The organism is Micromonospora sp. RHAY321 (genome assembly GCF_023896955.1).
Taxonomy (GTDB): Bacteria; Actinomycetota; Actinomycetes; order Mycobacteriales; family Micromonosporaceae; genus Micromonospora.
In genome coordinates, this window is the sequence record NZ_JAMHIW010000002.1 from 658666 (window position 1) to 679038 (window position 20373).

Annotated in this window: 19 protein-coding genes; 8 read left to right on the top strand and 11 right to left on the bottom strand. The window is 73.0% G+C overall.

The genetic code is table 11. The annotated features are described in order from the left end of the window. Window positions 1-14 precede the first annotated feature (14 nt). Window positions 15-2183, bottom strand: a complete 2169-nt coding sequence (locus M8C17_RS07375; RefSeq protein ID WP_305884679.1) for an acyltransferase family protein — start codon at window positions 2181-2183, stop codon at window positions 15-17. Between the two features lie 57 nt (window positions 2184-2240). After that, a complete protein-coding gene (locus tag M8C17_RS07380) occupies window positions 2241-2753 on the bottom strand; it encodes an Lrp/AsnC family transcriptional regulator (RefSeq protein WP_374557494.1) in 513 nt (170 codons plus the stop codon). 106 nt (window positions 2754-2859) lie between these two features. Between M8C17_RS07380 and pdhA the strand changes: the two genes are divergently transcribed. The 4 genes from pdhA (at window position 2860) to M8C17_RS07400 (ending at window position 8213) form a co-directional block, all read left to right on the top strand. Further along, window positions 2860-4026 (top strand): pyruvate dehydrogenase (acetyl-transferring) E1 component subunit alpha, encoded by a 1167-nt coding sequence (gene pdhA, locus M8C17_RS07385; RefSeq protein ID WP_252415632.1) that lies wholly within the window; start codon window positions 2860-2862, stop codon window positions 4024-4026. After that, window positions 4023-5039, top strand: a complete 1017-nt coding sequence (locus M8C17_RS07390; protein WP_252415759.1) for an alpha-ketoacid dehydrogenase subunit beta — start codon at window positions 4023-4025, stop codon at window positions 5037-5039. Before pdhA ends, M8C17_RS07390 begins: the two co-directional genes overlap by 4 nt. After that, entirely contained in the window at window positions 5036-6418 is a 1383-nt protein-coding gene (locus M8C17_RS07395; protein WP_252415633.1) for a dihydrolipoamide acetyltransferase family protein, read from the top strand. The genes M8C17_RS07390 and M8C17_RS07395 overlap by 4 nt, the downstream gene beginning before the upstream one ends. A 121-nt stretch (window positions 6419-6539) precedes the next feature. Then, window positions 6540-8213: a right-handed parallel beta-helix repeat-containing protein gene (locus M8C17_RS07400; protein WP_252415634.1), complete on the top strand. Its 1674-nt coding sequence runs from the start codon at window positions 6540-6542 to the stop codon at window positions 8211-8213. A 66-nt stretch (window positions 8214-8279) separates the two neighbouring features. Here the strand turns inward: M8C17_RS07400 and M8C17_RS07405 are convergent, their stop codons facing one another. Further along, entirely contained in the window at window positions 8280-10379 is a 2100-nt protein-coding gene (locus M8C17_RS07405) for a PQQ-dependent sugar dehydrogenase (protein ID WP_252415635.1), read from the bottom strand. 23 nt (window positions 10380-10402) lie between these two features. Further along, window positions 10403-11359, bottom strand: a complete 957-nt coding sequence (locus M8C17_RS07410; protein ID WP_252415636.1) for a sugar phosphate isomerase/epimerase — start codon at window positions 11357-11359, stop codon at window positions 10403-10405. A 646-nt stretch (window positions 11360-12005) separates the two neighbouring features. Here M8C17_RS07410 and M8C17_RS07415 point away from each other — a divergent pair. Further along, window positions 12006-13268, top strand: coding sequence for an Ig-like domain-containing protein (locus M8C17_RS07415; protein ID WP_252415637.1), 1263 nt, complete (start codon window positions 12006-12008; stop codon window positions 13266-13268). 79 nt (window positions 13269-13347) lie between these two features. Here M8C17_RS07415 and M8C17_RS07420 read toward each other — a convergent pair whose 3' ends face one another. Then, on the bottom strand, window positions 13348-14364 hold the full coding sequence (locus tag M8C17_RS07420; protein WP_252415638.1) for an SMP-30/gluconolactonase/LRE family protein: 1017 nt from the start codon (window positions 14362-14364) through the stop codon (window positions 13348-13350). A 260-nt stretch (window positions 14365-14624) separates the two neighbouring features. On the opposite strand from M8C17_RS07420, the gene M8C17_RS07425 reads away from it, so the two are divergent. After that, the gene (locus tag M8C17_RS07425) at window positions 14625-15011 is read left to right on the top strand and encodes an STAS domain-containing protein (protein WP_252415639.1); all 387 of its coding nucleotides are present in this window, start codon (window positions 14625-14627) and stop codon (window positions 15009-15011) included. Window positions 15012-15059: 48 nt separating this feature from the next. Here M8C17_RS07425 and M8C17_RS07430 read toward each other — a convergent pair whose 3' ends face one another. After that, window positions 15060-15452: an FKBP-type peptidyl-prolyl cis-trans isomerase gene (locus M8C17_RS07430; RefSeq protein WP_252415640.1), complete on the bottom strand. Its 393-nt coding sequence runs from the start codon at window positions 15450-15452 to the stop codon at window positions 15060-15062. Window positions 15453-15680: 228 nt separating this feature from the next. Continuing rightward, window positions 15681-16235 carry a DoxX family membrane protein gene (locus M8C17_RS07435; RefSeq protein ID WP_252415641.1) on the bottom strand — a complete coding sequence of 185 codons (555 nt, stop codon included), beginning with the start codon at window positions 16233-16235 and terminating at the stop codon, window positions 15681-15683. A gap of 208 nt (window positions 16236-16443) precedes the next feature. On the opposite strand from M8C17_RS07435, the gene M8C17_RS07440 reads away from it, so the two are divergent. After that, window positions 16444-16953, top strand: coding sequence for a CBS domain-containing protein (locus M8C17_RS07440; RefSeq protein WP_252415642.1), 510 nt, complete (start codon window positions 16444-16446; stop codon window positions 16951-16953). After that, window positions 16946-17890 carry a TerC family protein gene (locus M8C17_RS07445; protein WP_308209378.1) on the top strand — a complete coding sequence of 315 codons (945 nt, stop codon included), beginning with the start codon at window positions 16946-16948 and terminating at the stop codon, window positions 17888-17890. Before M8C17_RS07440 ends, M8C17_RS07445 begins: the two co-directional genes overlap by 8 nt. A 10-nt stretch (window positions 17891-17900) precedes the next feature. On the opposite strand, the gene M8C17_RS07450 is transcribed toward M8C17_RS07445, so the two are convergent. Genes M8C17_RS07450 through M8C17_RS07465 form a run of 4 tightly spaced genes read right to left on the bottom strand, consistent with a single transcriptional unit; the run spans window position 17901 to window position 20362 of the window. After that, the gene (locus M8C17_RS07450; RefSeq protein WP_252415643.1) at window positions 17901-18626 is read right to left on the bottom strand and encodes a helical backbone metal receptor; all 726 of its coding nucleotides are present in this window, start codon (window positions 18624-18626) and stop codon (window positions 17901-17903) included. 58 nt (window positions 18627-18684) lie between these two features. Then, complete coding sequence (locus tag M8C17_RS07455) at window positions 18685-19245, bottom strand: alkaline shock response membrane anchor protein AmaP (RefSeq protein WP_252415644.1); 561 nt, start codon at window positions 19243-19245, stop codon at window positions 18685-18687. Further along, complete coding sequence (locus M8C17_RS07460) at window positions 19242-19766, bottom strand: hypothetical protein (RefSeq protein ID WP_252415645.1); 525 nt, start codon at window positions 19764-19766, stop codon at window positions 19242-19244. The genes M8C17_RS07455 and M8C17_RS07460 overlap by 4 nt, the downstream gene beginning before the upstream one ends. A 2-nt stretch (window positions 19767-19768) precedes the next feature. Continuing rightward, entirely contained in the window at window positions 19769-20362 is a 594-nt protein-coding gene (locus tag M8C17_RS07465) for an Asp23/Gls24 family envelope stress response protein (RefSeq protein ID WP_252415646.1), read from the bottom strand. Between the last annotated feature and the right edge of the window lie 11 nt (window positions 20363-20373).

Here is a 20373-nt window from a genome sequence, read left to right on the forward strand (position 1 = left end):
ACCTGGTGAACAGGTCAGAGCTTGGCGATCACGGGCTTGAGCGCGGCGCCCAGTTGGGGTGCGAGGGTCGTTGAGTACGTGGCGGTCAGGTGGTGGGCGTCGCGCCAGACGAGGACGCCACCGATGACGGGCGCGCAGCGGTCCGCGGGGCAGATCCAGTCGTTGAGGTTGATCAGGTGGGCGCCGGCGAGGTCCTTGACTGCCTCCTCCTGGGCGGGTCCGCCGCCGCGTCCGGTGGCCTCGGCCCGGGGTGTGGCGCACTTCGTCAGGCGGTTCGGGTTCTTGGAGACGCACTCGGCGACGTCCTTCAGGTGCAGCGGCGTGTCCCGCAGCACCACCACCGGAACGCCGCCGGTGATCATGGTGTTCCAGGTGTTGCGCAGCTCCCGGATCAACGCGGGCTGCCTGTTCGGCACCGACGCGCCCATGACGGGGTATTCGGCATGGGTGGTGATCACGATGTCGGGGCGGTCCTCGCCGAGCAGTGCCTCCCGAACCCTCGTGTTCCACTCGGTGCAGGACGAGTAGGGCCGGTCGTTCAGGGAGATCTCCGCCGCCAGGAACGGGCAGCCGGACTTGGTGTAGGAGACGAGGCGCCAGCCGTTCGCCTCCGCCGCCGCCTGGGCGGCTGGAAGCCAGTGGTGGGCGTGTGAGTCGCCGACGAGCGCGACCTTGGTCGTCGCATCCTGCTTCCCGTAGACACAGGTCCTCGGGGTCGAGGATTCCAGCTCCACATGACAGCTCTTCGACGTCTGGGACAGCGGCGTGTCCTTGGCCGCCGTCACCGGCTCTGGTGTGATCGAGGCGACCCGGTCGACGGGCACTCCGGCGCGACTGGTGCGGGGGGCGGAGCCGAGAGCCGCAGCGCCGGGCGCGGCGGGCGGTGCCGCCTGGGTGGTGGCTCCGGGCACCTGGCCCATGATGACCGTCGACGTCGGAGCCGGGCCTGTCGTCGACGGGACGACCAGGTGGAACGCCAGGCCGGCCAGGGCGGCGGCGCCGGTGCAGACGGCCCCGACCCGCAGCGCGGCGGGTGGCCGTGCGGCGAGAGTCGGCGACCGGCGGACCGGATTCTCGATGAAGTGGTAGGTGAGCGCGGCGGGGATCGCGGACACGGCCACGACCGCCAGACCGGCGCCGACGCTCAGGTCACCGAAGTGCGCCTGCGCGGCGATGAGCAACGGCCAGTGCCACAGGTACAGCGAGTACGAGATCCCACCGATGTAGAGCAGCGGCCGGCGGCCCAGCAGGAGGGCGGGCCCGGCGCGGCCGGCGGCCGGCCCGAAGGCGATCACCGCGGCCGTGCCGAGGGTGGGTCCGAGCGCGGCGTACCCCGGAAATCCGGCCTCCGTCCTGATGAGCGCGGCCGAGGCGCAGACGGCGATCAGTCCGCCCCAGGCAAGGGGGACGGCCACCAGGCGCGACGACCGGCTGAGCCAGGTCGCGGCGACGGCGACGGCACCGCCGAGGGCCAACTCCCACATCCGGGTGGTGGTGACGTAGTACGACGACGGGTCGGTCGGCGAGACGTGCAGCGCCCAGGCGAACGAGGGGATCGCGATCAACGCCAGCCCGGACAGATAGAGGCCACGGCCGCCTCGGCCCCTCCGGCGGGCGAACCAGCCGAGGGCGATCAGCAGCAGCGGCCAGACCAGGTAGAACTGCTCCTCGACGGCGAGGGACCAGAAGTGCTGGGCGATGCTCGGCGCGTCGTTGGCGGCGACGTAGTCGAGGGACTCCCCGGCCATGCGCCAGTTCATCGCGTAACACGCGCTGGCGATGACGTCCCAGGCGGTCGTGGACCAGCGGCCCCGCGGCAGGAGGAAGTAGGTCAGCAGCAGGGTCGCGACGAGGACCGTCGCGGCGGCGGGGAGGAGACGCTTCGCCCGTCGGGCATAGAAGTCCGTGAGCGAGAGCCGCCCGCGTTGGTCGAGTTCGTGGAGCAGCAGGCCGGTGATGAGGAAGCCGGAGATCACGAAGAACACGTCCACACCGACGAAGCCGCCGGGCAGGTGACGGACCCCGGCGTGGCCGAGGAGCACCAGCAGTACGGCCACCGCCCGCATGCCTTCGATGTCGCCACGGAAGGACCGCGAGTCGCCCGAGGTGGGCTTGGGGGGTCTCGGCGGTGCAGCGGCCCTGGCCTGTGTCCACAAATCGCTCGATATAGCCACGTGGCGCATAGTACGGATGTCTTGCACCGGAACGATCTATATCAGATATTTGTCAGCGTCTTCGTGTTATGACTGTTGCCAGGGGCTCTGCGTCCCGTCGAACTCCTCGAAGACCAGCCAGGATCGTGTCGACAGCACCCCGGCGATGTGCTGCACCCGGTCCAGCACCACGTCCCGCAGGGTGGCGTTGTCCGGCGCGCGGACCAGGGCCAGCACGTCGTGCTCGCCGCTGAGCAGCGCGACGTGCTCGACGTAGCGGACCTGGGCCAGCTCCGCCGACACCTCCCGCCAGGTGTTCTGCTCGATCGTCAACGCGATGTACGCCGAGGTGCCCAGCCCGGCGGCCTCCGGCGCCACCCGGGCGTGGAACCCGGTGATCACCCCGTCGCGCACCAGCCGCTCCACCCGGGCGTACGCGTTGGTGCGGGAGATGTGGATCCGCTCGGCCAGCGTGCGCACCGAGGTCCGCCCGTCGCGGACCAACTCGTCGAGGATCCGCCGGTCCACCTCATCCAGGTGCCGAGCCGATCGTCCCGAACGGGTCGTCCGACCCGACCCGTCTCCGGCCTCCTGGCTCACCGATGCGCCGTCCGCATGCCAACCGTCCCGCCTTCTGCCTGGATCTTGAGTCAATCATCCGACAGGCGGAAGCATAGGCCCACCACACGTCCCAGGAGGTTCCGCCGTGACGACCACTCCCCAGGCGGTCCGCAGGGCATCCCCGCGCACCCGTCGAGCGGCCACCCCGCCCGACCCGGCGCGCCCGCTGCTGCCGGACGCCGAGCCGGTCCGCCTGCTCGACCCGAGCGGTAAGCCACTGCCCGCCCGCACCGACTACCCGGAGCCGCCCGCCGAGGTGCTGCGCGAGCTGTACCGGCGGATGGTGCTCGGCCGCCGGTTCGACACCCAGGCGACCGCGCTGACCAAGCAGGGCCGGCTGGCGGTCTACCCGTCCTCCCGCGGCCAGGAGGCCTGCCAGGTCGGCGCCGTCCTCGCGGTCCGCGACACCGACTGGGTCTTCCCCACCTACCGCGAGTCGATGGCGCTGGTCGCCCGCGGCATCGACCCGGTCGAGGTGCTCACCCTGCTGCGCGGCGACTGGCACTGCGGGTACGACCCTGCCGCCGTGCGGACCGCACCACAGTGCACGCCCCTGGCCACCCAGTGCGTGCACGCCGCCGGGCTGGCGCACGGTGAGGCGTACCAGGGGCGCGACACCGTGGTGCTGGCGTTCATCGGCGACGGCGCGACCAGCGAGGGCGACTTCCACGAGGGGATCAACTTCGCCGCCGTGTTCAAGGCGCCGGTCGTCTACTTCGTGCAGAACAACCGGTACGCGATCAGCGTCCCGCTGTCCCGTCAGACCGCCGCGCCGTCACTGGCGTACAAGGGCGTCGGCTACGGCGTGCCCAGCGAGCAGGTCGACGGCAACGACCCGGTGGCGGTGCTCGCCGTCCTCACCCGCGCGGTGGAGCACGCCCGCGCCGGCAAGGGACCGTTCCTCGTCGAGGCGCACACCTACCGGATGGAACCGCACACCAACGCCGACGACGCCAGCCGCTACCGCGACGGCGCCGAGGTCGACGCCTGGCGCGACCGTGACCCGGTCACCCGCCTGGAGACCTACCTGCGGGCGCGCGGGGTGCTCGACGACGCGGCGGTCGCCGAGATCGCCGAGCAGGCCGAGGCGTACGCGGCGGACCTGCGGACCCGGATGAACGAGCAGCCGACCGTCGACCCGCTGAGCCTCTTCGACCACGTCTACGCCGAGCCCACCCCGCAACTGATCGAGCAGCGCGAACAGGTTCGCGCCGAAATGGCCGCCGCACGTGACGAGGAGGGTGTCGCCTGATGGCCACCACCATGGCGAAGGCGCTCAACACGGCGCTCGCCGACGCGCTGGCCGCCGACGACCGGGTGGTCGTCTTCGGGGAGGACGTCGGCCAGCTCGGCGGCGTCTTCCGGATCACCGACGGCCTGCAGGCGAGGTTCGGCGAGGACCGTTGCTTCGACACCCCGCTCGCCGAGGCCGGCATCGTCGGTTTCGCCGTCGGCCTGGCCATGTCCGGGCTGCGGCCGGTGGTCGAGATGCAGTTCGACGCGTTCGCGTATCCGGCGTTCGAGCAGATCGCCTCGCACGTGGCGAAGCTGCGCAACCGGACGCGGGGCGCGCTGAGCGTGCCGATCGTCATCCGGGTGCCGTACGCCGGCGGGATCGGCGGGGTGGAGCACCACTGCGACTCGTCCGAGGCGTACTACGCGCACACCCCGGGGCTGAAGGTGGTCACCCCGGCGACGGTGGCCGACGCGTACTCGTTGCTGCGCGAGGCGATCGACGACCCCGACCCGGTGGTCTTCATGGAGCCCAAGAAGCTCTACTTCGCCAGTGCGGAGGCGCAGTTGCCGGCGCGTACCGAGCCGTTCGGCCGGGCTGTCGTCCGTCGTCCCGGGCGCGACGCCACCCTGGTGGCGTACGGGCCGGCGGTGCCGGTGGCGCTGGAAGCCGCCGAGGCCGCCCGCGAGGAGGGCTGGGACCTGGAGGTGGTGGACGTCCGCACCATCGTGCCGTTCGACGACGCCACCATCACCGCCTCGGTCCGCCGCACCGGCCGGTGCGTGGTGATCCAGGAGGCGCCCGGCTTCGCCGGCGTGGGCGCGGAGATCGCCGCCCGGGTGCAGGAGCGGTGCTTCCACGCGCTGCACGCCCCGGTGCTGCGGGTGGCCGGGCTGGACATTCCGTACCCGGCGCCGATGCTGGAGCACACCCACCTGCCCGGGGTGGACCGGGTGCTCGACGCGGTGGCTCGGTTGCAGTGGGACGACCAGCCGGACCCGCGCTGGTCGGTGCAGGGCAGCGCGGCATGACCACGGTCGAGCGGACGCAGGTCTTCCTCCTGCCCGACCTGGGCGAGGGGCTGAGCGAGGCCGAGATCGTCGAGTGGCGGGTCGCCGTGGGCGACATCGTCACGGTCGACCAGAGCGTGGTCGAGGTGGAGACCGCCAAGGCTGTCGTCGACGTGCCCTGCCCGTACGCCGGCCGGGTCGTCACCCTGCACGGCGCGGCGGGTGAGGTCCGCCCGGTCGGCCAGCCGCTGATCACCATCGCGCCGCTGGACGGCGGCGACGAGCCGGCCGGGCACGCCACCTACCGCGAGGAGGAGCGGGCCGGCTCCGGCAACGTGCTGATCGGGTACGGCACCGGGCACGGCGGGGCGACCCGGCGCCGGCGTCGCCCTCGGCTGGTGCTGGCTCCCGAACCGACCGAGGTCACGCCGGCCGGTGTTCCCGTCGCGGCGGCCGACGGCGCGGCGGGTGACGCCGACCGGGCCGCCAGCGGTGCCGCGGCCGGCACTGCCGCACCGGCCGCCCTGGTCATCTCGCCGATCGTGCGGCGGCTGGCCCGGGAGCGCGGCGTCGACCTGAGCACGGTTCGCGGCACCGGACCCGGTGGGGTCATCCGCCGCGCCGACGTCGAGGCGACGCTGGCCGTGCCCGCCGCCCGGCTCGCCGCCGTGCCGGACGCGCACGTCGCGCTCGCCCCGAGCGGCGACGGCGACGTGGTCGTCCCGCTCACCGGCGTCCGCAAGGTGATCGCCGACAAGCTCTCCCGCAGCAGGCGGGAGATCCCCGAGGTGACCATCTGGGTCGACGTGGACGCCACCGGGCTGCTGGAGACCAGGGCGGCGATCAACGCGGCGACGCCGGACGCGCCGGTGAGCATCCTGGCCCTGCTGGCCCGGATCTGCCTCAGTGGGCTGCGCCGGTTCCCGCAGCTCAACTCCCGGGTCGACACCGAGGCCCAGCGGATCGTCCAGTCCGCCGGGGTGCACCTGGGCATCGCCGCGCAGACCGATCGGGGCCTGCTGGTGCCGGTGCTGCGCGACGCCCAGCGCCTCACCACCGCCGAGCTGGCCGCCGAACTGGCGGCCACCACCGCGGCGGCGCGGGCGGGCACCCTGGCGCCCGCCCGGCTGACCGGTGGCACCTTCACCCTGAACAACTACGGGGTGTTCGGTGTCGACGGTTCCACGCCGATCATCAACCACCCGGAGGCGGCGCTGCTCGGGGTGGGGCGGATCGTGGACAAGCCGTGGGTGGTCGACGGGCAGTTCGCCGTCCGCAAGGTGACGCAGTTGAGCCTCACCTTCGACCACCGGGTGTGCGACGGCGGGGTGGCCGGTGGCTTCCTGCGGCACGTGGCCGACTGCGTGGAGCGGCCCGCACTCCTGATCGCCGCCGTCTGACCCGCGTTCCCGGCCCCGGCCACCGCTCCGTGCGGTGCCGGGGCTGGCGCACGTTTCCGGGACCTGTCACCGGGAAGTCGGCCCCCGCGGAGCGCACCGTCGCGTCGGAGGGAGCCGGTTCGTGGCGTACCAGGTGCTACCCAGCGCCGTCCGGGAGCGGCGGCCCGCCTCGGCCGGTGCGCCGCTCTACTGCGACGCCCAGGAGTACGGGTTGCGCGGCGACGGTCAGACCAACGACCAGCCGGCGTTGGCCGCCCTCGTGGACCGGCTCGGCGACGGTTACGCGTCGGACGGGCGTGCCCGCGTCATCTACTGCCCGCCGGGCATCTACTCGATCCGGGACGCCGGCACGGTGTGGCGCAGCGGGGTCTCGCTGGTCGGTGCCGGGCCGGCGGCGACGCGGTTCCTGCTCAGCAACGAGGGCAACCGGGCCGACCCCACCCCGTTGGCCTTCTGGACCACCGTGCAGCACGGCGCCGACCGGGACCGGCACATCGCCGACTGCACCTTCGCCGACTTCGAGATCGACGGCTCCGGGGTGGCGATGGCGGAGTACAGCTATCTGGCCAAGGGCCTCGGCCTCCAGTACGTGGTGCGCGGCGTTTTCCGCAACCTCTACATCCACCACACGGCGGCCACCGGGCTGGGCTGCGACTTCCTCCAGGACAGCCTGATCGATGGCGTGGTCGTCGTCGGCTGTGGCCGGCTGGACAACGGCGAGCAGATGGGCGGCGCCGGCATCGGGGTGGGCATCGGTGGCTGGGGCGAGGTGGAGCGGCTCACCATCGCCCACTGCACCACCCTGGCCAACGGCACCAACGGGATCTTCCTGGAGCTGCAGAAGGACTACTGGCCTCAGCCCCGCGGCTACCGCATCATCGGTTGTCACAGCCAGGGGAACCGTTTCGGCATCTCCGACTGGGGTGCGGACGGGCTGATCGTGTCCGCCTGCACGATGACCGGCAACCTGGAGGCCGGCTTCGACGTGTCGGCCCAGGGCACCTCGTCGGTGGCCGGTCGGGGCGGGCTGCTCACCGACTGCGTCATCGACGGCAACCTCCGCGACGGGGTCAGCATCGGCAACAGCTCGGGCCCGTACACCATCCGGGGCAACCGGATCAGCGGTAACGGGCGGCACGGCTACCACGGGCAGGACCTGGGGCGCGGTTACCAGGGCCCGATCCGGGACGTGACGCTGGAGAGCAACGAGTTCTGGGACAACGGGCTGGACGCAGTCCGGATCGACCACCACATGTCCGACGCCATGCTGCTCAACAACCGGATCCGCAACAACGGCCGGCAGTTCGCGCGGGCGGCCGGAGGGGCCGGCGAGACGGTCCGCTACGGCGAACGCTCCGTGGTGGACCGGGGGGCCGACTGGCCGCCCGACGGGCACCGGGGCAAGGTGCTGCGGGTCGGGCGCTCCGTGGCGGTGGTCGCGTCGAACACCGGCGACGAGCTCACCCTCGCCCCGGTCCGTCCCGACGCGCTGAGCGCCTGGAGCGGCGACATCCCGCCACCGGGCTGCCGGTACGAGCTGTCGCCGGCCCCCGAACGCCGTGCCGGCATCACCATCGACGCGGCGTTCGACACGGCCACCATCCGGGGCAACCGGATCTGGGACAACCACGAGGACCGTACGCAGACCCACGGGTTGTGGATCACCGAGCGGGGCAGCTGTGTGGACTGCCGCGTCGAGGGCAACGACCTCGCCGGCAACGCCGAGAGCGCGCTGCGGCTGGACACCCCGCCGGTGGGCGGCCGCTGGCGCGACAACCACGACAACGCCGACTGAGGCTGAGCACCGACGGGCGGCGGCGGCCGGAGTGATCCGACCGCCGCCGCCGTCATCGTGAGCTCGTCAGCCGGCCAGGCCGGCCACCGGGTCGGGGTCCAGGACCACCGTCGCCGTGGCGGTCTGCGGCGGTACGCCCGGCTCGGTCGGCGCGTCGGTGTACTCCGCGACGAAGACCGCGGTGAGGTTGTCCGCCCCGCCGTGCCCGCCGTCGACGAAGGTGGGGATCGTCCCGGAGCAGCCGGTCGCCGTGGAGAGCGGGTGCCCGTGCTCGTCGTGGCCGAGCACGTAGGTGACCTTCACCCGGGAGCAGTCCACCGGCAGATCGTCGGTGACCTTCACCTCGTATGCGACCGTCTGCCCGAACTGGAAGGGCTGCCCGGCCACCGGGGTGACGAACTCGACGATCGGCGCGGTCGGCCCGACCACCAGCGGCAGGGTCGCCGAGGCGGACCGCCCGGTGCGGTCGGTCACCTTCAGCGTCGGGGTGTACGAGCCGTTCTCCTGGAACGTCCAGGTCGGGTTGGCGTCGGTGCTGTCGACCGAGCCGTCCGCGTTGAAGTCCCACGCGTAGCGCAGCGCGTCACCGTCCGGGTCGGTGGTGCCGGCGCTGGAGAACGCGACGGTCAGCGGGGCCTGCCCGACGGTCGGGGTGCCGCTGATCTTCGGGATCGGCGTCCGGTTGCCCCGGACGAAGTCGATCCGGGACAGCTGGGCGTCGGGGTTCTCGGCGAAGTAGCCGTCGCCGTACTCGAGCACGTAGAGCGCGCCGTCCGGGCCGAACTCCATGTCCATCGGGTTGTCCACCACCAGCGACGGGACCACCGGCCGGATGTCCGTTACGTCGCCGTCCTCGTCGAGGCGGAACTCCTTGATGTAGTCCCGGGTCCACTCGTAGAACAGCGGCACGCCGTCGTAGTAGGCCGGCCACCGGGTCCGCGAGGTGCTGGTCCCGTCGTAGTCGTACGCCGGGCCGCCCATCGGCCCGATACCGCCGGTGCCCAGCTGCGGGAACTCGCCGGAGGCCGCCGACGGGTACCAGACCTGCGGCTGCTCGACCGGCGGCAGTTGCCGCTTGCCGGTGTTGTGGGGCGAGTCGTTGACCGGGCGCTTGCAGTTGAACTTCGCGCCGGACTCACCCGTGGCGAAGTCGTAGTCGCGATAGGCCATAGTCGGCGTCACGCAGTACGGCCAGCCGTAGTTCGCCGGCTTGTCGATCAGCATCCAGCGGCCGTGCCCGGCCGGCCCCCGCTCCGGGTTCGAGTTGGAGGCGTCCGGGGAGTAGTCGCCCAGGTACACGTTGTCGGTCCGCCGGTCGACGGCGAACCGGAACGCGTTGCGCAGCCCCATCGCGTAGATCTCGGGGCGGGTCTTCGCGGTGCCCGGCTTGAACAGGTTGCCGGCCGGCACCGTGTAACCGCCACCGGGCTTCACCCGGATGCGCAGCAGCTTGCCGCGCAGGTCGTTGGTGTTGGCGGAGGTGCGCTGGGCGTCGAAGGCGGGGTTGCGGTCGGCCCGCTCGTCGATCGGGATGTAGCCGTCGGAGGCGAACGGGTTGGTGTCGTCACCGGTCGACAGGTACAGGTTGCCCTTGCTGTCGAAGTCGATCTGCCCGCCGACGTGGCAGCAGATGCCCCGGTCGGTCGGCACGTCGATGATCTGCTGCTCGCTGGCGAGGTTGAGCTTCATCCCGTCCAGCTTGAACCGGGACAGCCGCAGCGCGCCCTTGAACCGCTGCCAGTCCGCCTCGGTGCCGGTCTCCGGCGCGTCCCCCTCGTTGACGCCGGGAGTCGCCGGGTCGTCCACCGGGGTGTCCATCGGCGGCGAGTAGTAGAGGTACACCCACTTGTTCTGGGCGAAGTCCGGGTCGATGGCGACCCCCTGGAGCCCTTCCTCGTCGTGCTCGTAGACGGGAATGTCGGCGGCGAGGGTGTTCAGCCCGGTGCGCGGGTCGTGGATGCGGACCTCACCGGTGCGGGAGGTGTGCAGCACCCGCAGGTCGGGCAGGACGGCGAGGCTCATCGGCTCGCCCGGGAAGTCGTTCAGTGTCACTTTCTGGAAGCTGCTGTCCGGCGGCGCGGCCGGCGCTGCGGCCGCTGCCGACGGTGGTACGGCCAGACCGGCCGTCACCAGCAGCAGGGCGGACGCGAATGCGGTCCTGTTCATCAGGTGAGTCCCCCGGGGTGGTTTCAGTACCGAAGTGAAGCGAGATAGTCGAAGCCGACGCGAGCGGTGTCCAGGGCGTCGGCGGGGGAGCGCGGCGCGGTGCCCGCGTCGTCGCGTTCCACGATGTACTCCTCGATGCCAGCTTCCCGCTCGTGGGCGAAGATCCGACCGAAGTCGATGACGCCGTCCCCAAGGTCGGCGAAGCCGCCCTCGACGTCGAGGTCCTTGACGTGCACCTGGCGGATCCGGCCGCGGTTGGCCCGGATCACGTCGACCGGGTCGTGCGCGCCCCGCCAGGTCCAGTAGAGGTCGAGTTCGAAGTGGACCAGCCGCGGGTCGGTCTGCCCGGTGAGGATGTCGAAGCCGGTCGAGCCGTCGGTCAGCGGAACGAACTCCAGCTGGTGGTTGTGGTAACCGAAGTCCAGCCCGGCGCGCTCGGCGAGCCGGCCGGCCTGGTTGAGGTCGCGGGCCAGGGCACGGTAGACGGCCGGGTCGCGGATCGGCCGCCCGGCGGCGTCCCGACCGAAGTAGGGGTGGACGATCTTCTTACAGCCCACGACGTTCGCGTCGGCGAGGGCGCGTTCCCAGGCGCTGGCGTCGAACGGCTGTGGGATGCCGGTGTGCCCGGAGGTGGCCCGCAGCCCGGCCGCGTCCAGCGCGGCCCGGAACTCCGCGGCGGTACGCCCGACGAAGCCGGCGTGCTCCACCCGCCGGTAGCCGATCCGGCGCAGCGTGTCCAGGGTGCCGGGCAGGTCGGCGGCGAGCTGGTCGCGCAGCGTGTACAGCTGGATGCTGATCCGGTCCACCGGCACGCGGCGGCGCCCGTGGGAGTGCCCTGTTGGCGCGGCGGTGGCCGGGCCGGCGAGCAGGCCCGCGGTGCCGAGGGCGGCGGCGGAGACGGTCGCGGCGCGGAGAACCCCGCGCCGGCTGAGCGGCCCGGACCCCGGTAATGGTTCCGATGGGTTCGTCTGATGATCCATGGTGGTGGTCCCTTCCTGACGGCGGGGGACGCCGTCGGCAGCGGTCGACCGGCTGCCACCTCCGGGCGCGCCGAACCGGCCGGATGCGGGATCCGGCGGGACGATGTCGGACGACGCGCGGGTGCGGCCCGGACCTGTCGGGAGCGGAAAGCGGCCACCCGGCCGGGTGACGGCAGCTGATCGACGAATGGGCAACCTTCTATCTGAATCGCGACCTTACCTTTGCCTCCGGACGAAGGCAAAGGTTCGTCCCGATCGGCAGAAGTTTCGCTCCAGCCGACAAAAGTCCGCTCCCGTGCTGCGCCACGCGCCCCGACCTCCTGCTCCTCCGGCCGGGGGCGCTCCGACACGGTCCGACCAACGCCCGTCCCGCGGCCGAGCGATTCCGGCCCGGCTGTACCGGGGCGAAAGCCGCGCAACCACGTGGAAAGGTGCGAAGACCGACGTTGCGGGCCGGGCGGGGCGCGGCCGGTCGGAGTGGTGCGGGGTGCGCAGGACGGGCCAGTCGCGCCTTTCTCCGGTCAAGCGGAACAGCATCGGAAAATGCGCCGATAAATGCGCCGCTGATTATTTCCGAATGGGATGGGCACCCCGGTCGAGGCGGCGAGAATGTGGCAGAGGGACGTCGAAAATGGGGGGACTGAACATGACGTTGAGGCGGCGATTGACGCTGTTGGCGGTAACCATCGCGGCCGCACCGCTGGCTGTGGGCGGGTGCACCGCCGACCGGGACCCGGCGGCGAGCAAGGCACACGCCGCACCGCCGGAACTCACCGTGACACCGGGGGACAAGACACGGGAGGTGCCGATCAGCGCCGAGGTGGGCACTGCGGTCAAGGGCGGCCGGGTGACCGCCGTCCGGCTCACGGACGACAAGGGCAAGCAGGTCACGGCCGAGCCGCGTGAGGATGGCTCGGGCTGGGTGCCGAGCACGCCGCTGCAACCGAAGCGGACCTACACCGCCGAGGTGACAGCGACCGGTGACTCGGGCGCCACGACGACACGCACCACCACCTTCACCACCATGGCCAAATCCACCAAACCGCAGATCACCAGCACGCTCTATTTTGTCGGCAACCGGACGTACGGCACGGCCATGCCGGTAACCGTGGCGTTCGACCCGGGCATTCCGAAAGAGGCCAGGGCGGACGTTCAGCGCCGGTTGTTCGTAAAGACGAATCCACCCCAGCCGGGTGCGTGGTCGTGGCTGGAGGACGGAAGTCAGGTCTATTACCGGGCACCCGATTTCTGGCGGCCGGGGACCACGATCAGCGTCCGGGCCGGCCTGGAGGGCCTGCCGATTGGCAAGGACCGGGTCGGTGACGCCGAGCGGACCGCGACCTCCACGATCGGGAAGCAGGTCGCGCTGGAGATCGACAACGCCACCAAGCAGATGACGGTGCTGCGCGACGGCAAGCAGGTCCGCCGGATCCCGGTGAGCCTCGGCAAGCCGAGCACACCCACCTCCAGCGGCAAGATGGTGATCATGGAGAAGCACGAGCGGACCACGTTCGACACCCGGGGCGAACCCGACGGCGGCTACGTGGTGGACGTCGACGACGCCCAGCGACTCACCTGGGGTGGCGAGTTCATCCACTCGGCTCCGTGGTCGGAGGGCGACCAGGGCAGCACCAACGTCTCGCACGGGTGCACGAACGTCGCCGCCAACGCGGCGGACTGGTTGATGGGGGTGACCCAGGTCGGCGACCTGGTCACCGTCAAGGGCACCGAGGTGCAGTTGCAGGCGGGCAACGGCTGGACGGCGTGGAACGTGAGCTGGGACGAGTTCGTCCGCGGCAGCGCCCTGCCGGTGTCGCCCTCGCTGCGGCCCGCGCCGGTCGCCCCGGCACACCCGGGCGCGGTGGCCGGCGGGTCGCCCGCACCGGCGCCCTCGGTCAGCGGTCGCTGAGACACCGCCGACGCCTCGGGGCCGGCTCGCCATCCCGGCGGGCCGGCCCCGCCGGTCTCAGGTGCCGAGGGTCGGGGCGTCAGCCCAGCGACACCCGGGCCACTCCCGGCCCGATGAGGCTGCCCAGCCAGAGGTGGTCGCCGTGCTGGCGTACCCCGGTGATCATCCAGTAGTGCCCGGCCGGGCCGTGCAGCGTACGGCGGACCGCACCCGTGTCGTCGACCAGCGCGACCAGCCCGTAGCGCTTCGGTTGCGGCTGCATCGCGTCGGGCAGCAACGCGGCGACCTGACGCAGGCGAGGGTGCGGCAGCAGCCGCTCGGCGATCGGGACCCGGGGGCTGGGCAGCGCGATCCAGTACGTCCCGTCGCCCACCGCGGAGAGGTTGTCCGGATAGGCGGGCAGGTCGGCGAGGACCCGCACCGCGCCCCCCAGTTCGACGCGGAGCAGCCGGTGGGTGGAGGTCTCCACCAGCATCAGCGCCGACTCGTCCGGGGTCAGCGCGATCCCGTTGGGGAAGTACAGCCCGTCGGTCACCACCTCGGTGCGCCCGCTTCCCGGGTGGTACGCCAGCACCCGGCCGTTGGGGCGGTGCTCCAGCAGGTCCCGCTTCCAGTGCGAGACCGGAAAGCGGTCGGAGCTGTCGGTGAAGTAGATGGTGCCGTCGCGGGCCACCGTGGCGTTGTTGGCCAGGTGCACCGGCGGTGCCGTGCCGGTGAGCTCGCGGACGGCGCCGTCGGGTGTGACCCGCAGCAACCCGCGGTACGCGTCGCAGACCACCAGCGCCTCACCGGAGGGGTCCCACTCGATGCCGAGCGGCCGGCCGCCGGTCTCGGCCAGCAACCGTGGCTGGGTGCCGGGAGGCGCGTCGGCCGGCCACCACCAGAGCCGGCCCTCCTCGTCGCCGCTGATCACCCGTCCGGTCGGGTCGACCAGCACGTCCTCCGGACCGACGGCGCCCTCGGGGAGCGGCAGCAGGTCGACCTGGTCGAGCCGGCGGTCGGTGGCGGCCCACGCGCCGGTCAGCGGGGGAGGGACGGTGGCCGGCTCGCGGACGGGCCGGATGAGCCGGGGTGGCCGGGGCCGGGGGATCAGCATCGTCCCATTCTCCACCGCCGATGCCCGCCGGCCCGGAGCGCCGCCGTGCGCGGCGTGCCGGCCGTCGGCGTCCCGGCCGCGGGCTCGCGTCCGCCGGCGGCGTGGGGTGGCCGGTGAGCCGCATCTCGCGCCGGATCGACGGGCACCCCGGCCTCCCCCCTGAGGGGGATCCGGGTGGGCTCGGGGGATGACCCTGGGCGTACCCGGAATCACTCCCTGGAGGGGCGGAAATGTCGGGGGTGGGGGCTAGATTCAGCGGTATGGGAGAGCAGAGCGACCGGTTGGACGTGCAGGTCAGCGTGGGTGACCAGGTGGTCCAGGTGCGGGTGGCCGGCGAGGTCGACATCGCCACGGTGGCCGCGTTCCGGTCCGCGCTGTGGTCCGCGCCGGCCCGCCCGGTGCTCCGGCTGGAGTTGTCGCAGTTGCGGCTGCTCTCCGCCGCCGGGGTGCGCACCCTGCTCGCCGCGCACCTGCGCGTCCGGGCGCGGGGCGGGGAGCTGGTTCTGGTCGATCCCACCCCGGTGGTGGCCCGGGTCCTGCGTGCCACCGGCCTGCACCGGGTGATGCCGGTGCTGGAGCCGGCCCGGGTGGTCGAGGCAGAGCGACGCCGGGCACCCGCGCCCCCCGACCTGGCGCTGGCCGCCTGACCGTCGGGTGGGGTCGCCGGCGTCAACCGGCGACCCCCCGAGGATCGGTCAGCGCACGCCGAGCAGGTCGACGACGAAGACGAGCGTCTCGCCGGGCTTGATGACGCCGGCGGCGCCGCGGTCGCCGTACCCGAGGTGCGGCGGGATGGTGAGGCGGCGCCGGCCGCCGACACGCATGCCGACCACGCCCTGGTCCCAGCCGGCGATGACCTGGCCGCCGCCGAGCGGGAACTCGAACGCCTCGCCCCGGTTCCAGGACGAGTCGAACTCGGCACCGGTGGAGTGCGACACGCCCACGTAGTGCACGCTGGCCAGTTGGCCCGGCTCGGCCTGCGGGCCCTCGCCCACGGTGATGTCCTCGGTCACGAGGTCGGCCGGCGGCGCACCCTCGATCGGCCCCACCTCGGGCTTGCCGGATCGGGCGCCTGCTGCCTGGTTCATGCGGGGATCTCCTGCCGTCTTGGGTGATGTGTCCGGTCACCGTCGATCCTGCCGGATCGCACCCCACCGATGTGCGGCGGACCCGCCACCTGCCCCGGGCGATCCGGCGAAACCCGCTTCCCGGCCGCGGCGCCCCGCACGCGGCGCGGCAGCCGGGCGCAGGTCGGGCAGGCACGTTTCGGCGGGCGTCACCGGTGGTGACGCCCGCCGAAGGGGCAGCGGTGTGGGTCACCGCAGCCAGGGCACCCGCCGGACGATCGGCAGCCGCGCCCAGGCCCGGCCGAGGCCCCAGGTGTCGCCGGCGTCGACCAGCGCCAGCACCGCCAGTACCGCGGCGTAGACCAGGTGGTCGTCCATGACGGGGTTGTTCTCCGGAGGCAGGACGGCGGTCCACATCAGCACCAGCAGCAGCCCGCCCGCCACGGCGGCGACGCGCATGCCGACGCCGAGCAGCAGGGCGACACCGATTCCGGCCAGTCCGATCATGAACAGCCAGTCGGCCCAGGCGGCCCCGGCGATCCCGGCGTAGAGGTCCTTGAACGGCCCGGTCGCACCGAAGGTGAGGAAGCCCTTGGTGGGGCTGCCCCCGTTGATCCAGGCGTCCTTCGTCCCGGTGGCCCGCCCGAGGCCGAAGAGCTTGTCGACGAACGCCCAGAGGAAGATCCATCCGAGCGCCAGCCGGGTGCCGGCCAGGACGTACCGGACGGCCCTCTCCCGAGGGGTGCCCACCGCCGGAGCGGTGGTCCCGGTGTTCCGCTCGATCGTCGCGGTCATGGTCTCCACGTCCCTTCTGTGCCTCGCACCGCGCTTCCCGGTGGCATCTCCATTGGACGCCGGTGGCGTTGACGGCGGCAGGGCCGACGGACCGCAACGGCACGGGACCTTGGGCCCCCCACGGCGTGGTCCGGCGACCCTGACCACCGCCGTCATCGGCTCGTAGCGTCCGACGTGGACGTGCCAGAGGAGGCTGTGATGAGGACCTGGCAGGTGGGTGACGCTGCTGGATCGCGAGCAGGTCAAGCGGCTGCCCGTGCTGGACGACCTCGGCCGGCTGGTGGGCATCGTCAGCCGCGCCGACCTGCTGCGGGTGCACCTGCGCTCGGACGCCGAGATCCGCGAGGACGTGGTGCAGGAGGTGTTGCGTCGGGTCCTCGCCGTGCGGGACGGCCTGGTCACCGTCGAGGTCCGCCACGGCGAGGTCACCCTGGCCGGTCGGCTGGACCGCCGCTCCGTCGTCGATATCGCCGGCCGGCTCGCGGCCCCAGGTCAGTGGCGTCGTTCAGGTGACCAACGCGATCGGGTACGACGCCGACGACACCGTTCCCGATCCGGCGCAGGTGATGCCGGTCGCCTGAGCGCCGCCGCCGGCCGTCACGCCGCGGCACCGACTTCCCCGGAGCACCGACGCCGGATCGGCTGCTCGCCTAGGCTCGGGAGCGGCCGGCCGGCGCGGTGGCGGGGCGGTGCACGACGGTCGACGCGGGGGGCGCCGGGTGGGTGAGGCGACGGTCGCGGTGCCGCTGTGGGCCTGGGCGGCCGTCGGCGCGGTCATCGCCGTCATGCTCGCCATCGACGTGCTTCTGCACCGCGACAACCACGTCATCGAGCTGCGTGAGGCATTGGTCTGGAGCGGCGTCTGGATCGGCGCGGGCCTGCTGTTCGGGCTGGTCGTCTGGTTCGGCCTCGGCGGCGATCCCGCCATCGCCTACTACTCCGGCTATCTGCTGGAGAAGGCGCTCTCGGTGGACAACGTCTTCGTCTTCGCCCTCCTCTTCGGCTACTTCGGGGTCCCGCCCGGCCTCCAGCACAAGGTGCTGTTCTGGGGTGTGGTGGGCGCGCTCGTGTTCCGGCTGCTGTTCATCTTCGCCGGCGCCGAGCTGCTGGACCGGCTCGCCTGGGCAGCGTTCGTGCTGGGCGCCTTCCTCGTCTGGACCGGCTGGCGGCTGGCCGTACGCGGAGAGCCCGACGTGAACCCGGAGCGCAACGTGGTGGTGCGGTTGTTCCGGCGGGTGGTACCCACCGAGCCCCGGTACCACGGCGACCGGTTCACCGCCCGGGTCGACGGTCGGCGCCGGGCCACCCTGCTGCTGGTGACGCTGGTCGCCATCGAGGCCACCGACGTGGTCTTCGCCATCGACTCGGTGGCGGCGATCCTCGCCATCACCACCAACACCTTCCTGGTCTGGACGGCCACCGCCTTCGCCGTGCTCGGGCTGCGCAGTCTCTACTTCTGCCTCGCCGGTCTGCTGCGGCACTTCGGGTACCTGCGTTACGGGCTGGCCCTGCTGCTCGCCTTCGCGGGCGTGAAGCTGATGCTGGCCGAGACGCCGGTGGGCAAGCTGCCGATCTGGCTGACCCTCGCGGTGGTGGTGCTGACCCTGGCCGTGTCGGTCGGTGCCAGCGTCCTGGTTGCCCGGCGCGGCCGCGCCACCACCTGACCCGGCGCACTCAGACGGCCGTGACCGGCCGGGACAACTGGTCGGTCAGCAGGGCGGGCGCCTCGGCCAGGGACGGGCCGTACCAGGTGAGGTGTCGTCCGGAGAGCAGGGCGCACGGTACGCCCGCAAACGCCTCCGGCCCGTCGTCGGCCGTGAACCGGTACGGCTCGTCGGGCAGCACCACCAGCTCCGGCCTCTGCTCGCGCAGGTCGGCCAGGCTCGGGCGGGGATAGCGCTCGGGCTGCTGGTCGTACGCGTTGACGACCCCTAGCCGGCGCAGGACGTCGCCGGCGAAGGTGTCGCCGCCGAGCACGACCCAAGGCCGACGCCAGACCGGGACCACCGCCCGGCGGGGCGGCGCGAGCCGGGGCGGATCCGCCCACGCCCGCCGGGCCGCCCGCAGCCAGGCCGGCTCCGCCGGCGCACCCAGCTCGGCCAGCAGCTCGCCCAGCTCGGTCAGGGCCCCCGGGACGGTACGCGGATAGGTGACGCGTACCGGTACGCCGGCGGCGCGCAGCGCCTCCGCGTCGGCGCGACGGTTCTCCTCCACGTTCAGCAGCACCAGGTCGGGCCGCAGCGCCCGGACCCGGTCCAGGTCCGGGTACTTGCTGCCGCCGACCCGGGCGACGTCCAGCCCGGCCGGGTGGCTGCACCAGTCGGTGGCACCGACGAGCACTCCGGGCAGGGTCAGCGCCACCGCCTCGGTCAGCGACGGCACCAGCGACACCACCCGCACCCGCGTACCTCCCCGTCCGCCGTCTGTCCCGGTACCGATCATGCCGGCGTGGCGCGGATCAGGGTCGGGCGGGCTCGATCCGGGCGGTCACGTCGAGGTGCGCCGGTTGGCAGTCGGCGGTCGTCGCGAACCGGCGGACCGCGGCGTGGACGTGTTCGCGTACACCGGTGGCCCGGGCGTCGGAGGTCAGGTCCATCCGGATCCACACGTCCGGGCGTGGCGGGGGACCGGTGAGCACCACCCGCGCCCGGCGGACCCCGGGGTTGCCGGTCAGGTCGCGTTCCAGCGCGTGGGCGAGCACCTCGGTGGACAGCCGGGTCCGGCCGGGGTGGTGCCCGCGGCGGCTCAGCGTGCCCCGCAACTCCTCGCCGGGCCGGCGCAGCTCCCGGCTCAGCAGGCGCTGCCCGGCGAGGGCCACCAGCACTCCGGTGACCGCGGCGGCCAGGGTGCTCCACGGCGCCGCCAGCCGCCACGCGTCCCGCAGCCCTGCGCCCAGCAGCGCCGCGTCGGGGTCGCCGCCGGGCACCTGACCGAAGCTGACGACCAGCGCGGCCGCGCCGCCCAGCACCAGGAGCAGCGCGACGATGGTCCACAGCAGTCGGTGCGCGGCGTCGCTCATGCGGGCCGCCCCTGGGGCAGCAGCCGGATCTCGATCCGGCCGGCGTCGTGTGCGACGAGCCGACCCAGCTCGTGGCGCACCGCGAACTCGACTTCGGCGCGGGCGGTCGGGTCGCCGGTGGCGCGTACCCGGGGATGCCACTGGTCGCCGCGCCGGCGGACCCGCACCCGGGCCCGGCGTACGCCCGGCACGGCGCCCGCCGCGTCGGCCAGCCGGCGCTCCACACAGCGGCGCCGCAGGTACCAGCCGTCCCGCTCGTCGACACGCAGCCGCACCGGTGTCCAGCGGCGCAACTGGGCCGCCAGGACGACCAGGCCGAGAAGGACCGACCCGCCGGCCGCCGTGCGGATCTCCCGGTCGCTCCAGCGCAGGGTGGACAGCGCGTCGTACCAGCCGGTAGGGGTGAGCAGCGGCGCCGGGCGACCCACCGTGACCAGCAGCGCCTGCACGGCCAGCAGTGTGCCGCCGACGAGCAGGGCGGCGCCCAGCAGCAGCGATGCCAGCCGGTTGGCGGTCCGCATGTTCAGGCTCCGGCCGTCCGGTCGCTGGTCCGGTCCGTCACCTCGTCGTCGGTGACGTCGACGCCGGGGACGAGCAGGTCGTCCACCGTGACGGTCACCGTCTCCACCGTGAGCCGGGTGTCGGCGGCCACCCGGTCGGCGACCGCCGCCCGGACCGCGTCGGCGACGGCGGGCACGCTGTGGCCGTACCAGGTGATCAGTCGCAGGTCGAGGCTCACGGACCGGTCGTCCAGGCGGACCGTGGCCGGGTGGGCGCCGGAGACGCCGGGCACCGCGGCGGCCGCGTCGGCAGCGATGCGCGCGATGTCCGCCGCCCCGGCCGGGCCTCGTTCCCGCCGGTCCGGAGCGGTTGGCGCAGTCGGAGCCGGTCGGGCGGGGACGCCGACACCGGGGGCGGTGGTCGGTGTCGCCGGGCGGGCGGTGGTGGGCGCCGGGGCGAGGCGATGGTGCCGTCCCGCTCGACCGGCGCGCGGTCGCCGGAGGATGGTCGGGTCGCCCGCCAGCCGGGGTCGACCGGTACGTCGAGGAGGGTCACCCGGACGCCCGCTCGCGCCCGGGCCGCTTCCGGGAAGGACCCCGAACTGCTGTCGCGACATGCTGACCTCCC

Coding starts and splice junctions, on each gene's coding strand:
- M8C17_RS07375 (WP_305884679.1), bottom strand. CDS start 2,183: ATGCGCCACGTGGCTATATCGAGCGATTTGTGGACACAGGCCAGGGCC.
- M8C17_RS07395 (WP_252415633.1), top strand. CDS start 5,036: ATGACCACGGTCGAGCGGACGCAGGTCTTCCTCCTGCCCGACCTGGGC.
- M8C17_RS07405 (WP_252415635.1), bottom strand. CDS start 10,379: ATGAACAGGACCGCATTCGCGTCCGCCCTGCTGCTGGTGACGGCCGGT.
- M8C17_RS07410 (WP_252415636.1), bottom strand. CDS start 11,359: ATGGATCATCAGACGAACCCATCGGAACCATTACCGGGGTCCGGGCCG.
- M8C17_RS07415 (WP_252415637.1), top strand. CDS start 12,006: ATGACGTTGAGGCGGCGATTGACGCTGTTGGCGGTAACCATCGCGGCC.
- M8C17_RS07420 (WP_252415638.1), bottom strand. CDS start 14,364: ATGCTGATCCCCCGGCCCCGGCCACCCCGGCTCATCCGGCCCGTCCGC.
- M8C17_RS07425 (WP_252415639.1), top strand. CDS start 14,625: ATGGGAGAGCAGAGCGACCGGTTGGACGTGCAGGTCAGCGTGGGTGAC.
- M8C17_RS07430 (WP_252415640.1), bottom strand. CDS start 15,452: ATGAACCAGGCAGCAGGCGCCCGATCCGGCAAGCCCGAGGTGGGGCCG.
- M8C17_RS07455 (WP_252415644.1), bottom strand. CDS start 19,245: ATGAGCGACGCCGCGCACCGACTGCTGTGGACCATCGTCGCGCTGCTC.
- M8C17_RS07460 (WP_252415645.1), bottom strand. CDS start 19,766: ATGCGGACCGCCAACCGGCTGGCATCGCTGCTGCTGGGCGCCGCCCTG.
- M8C17_RS07465 (WP_252415646.1), bottom strand. CDS start 20,362: ATGTCGCGACAGCAGTTCGGGGTCCTTCCCGGAAGCGGCCCGGGCGCG.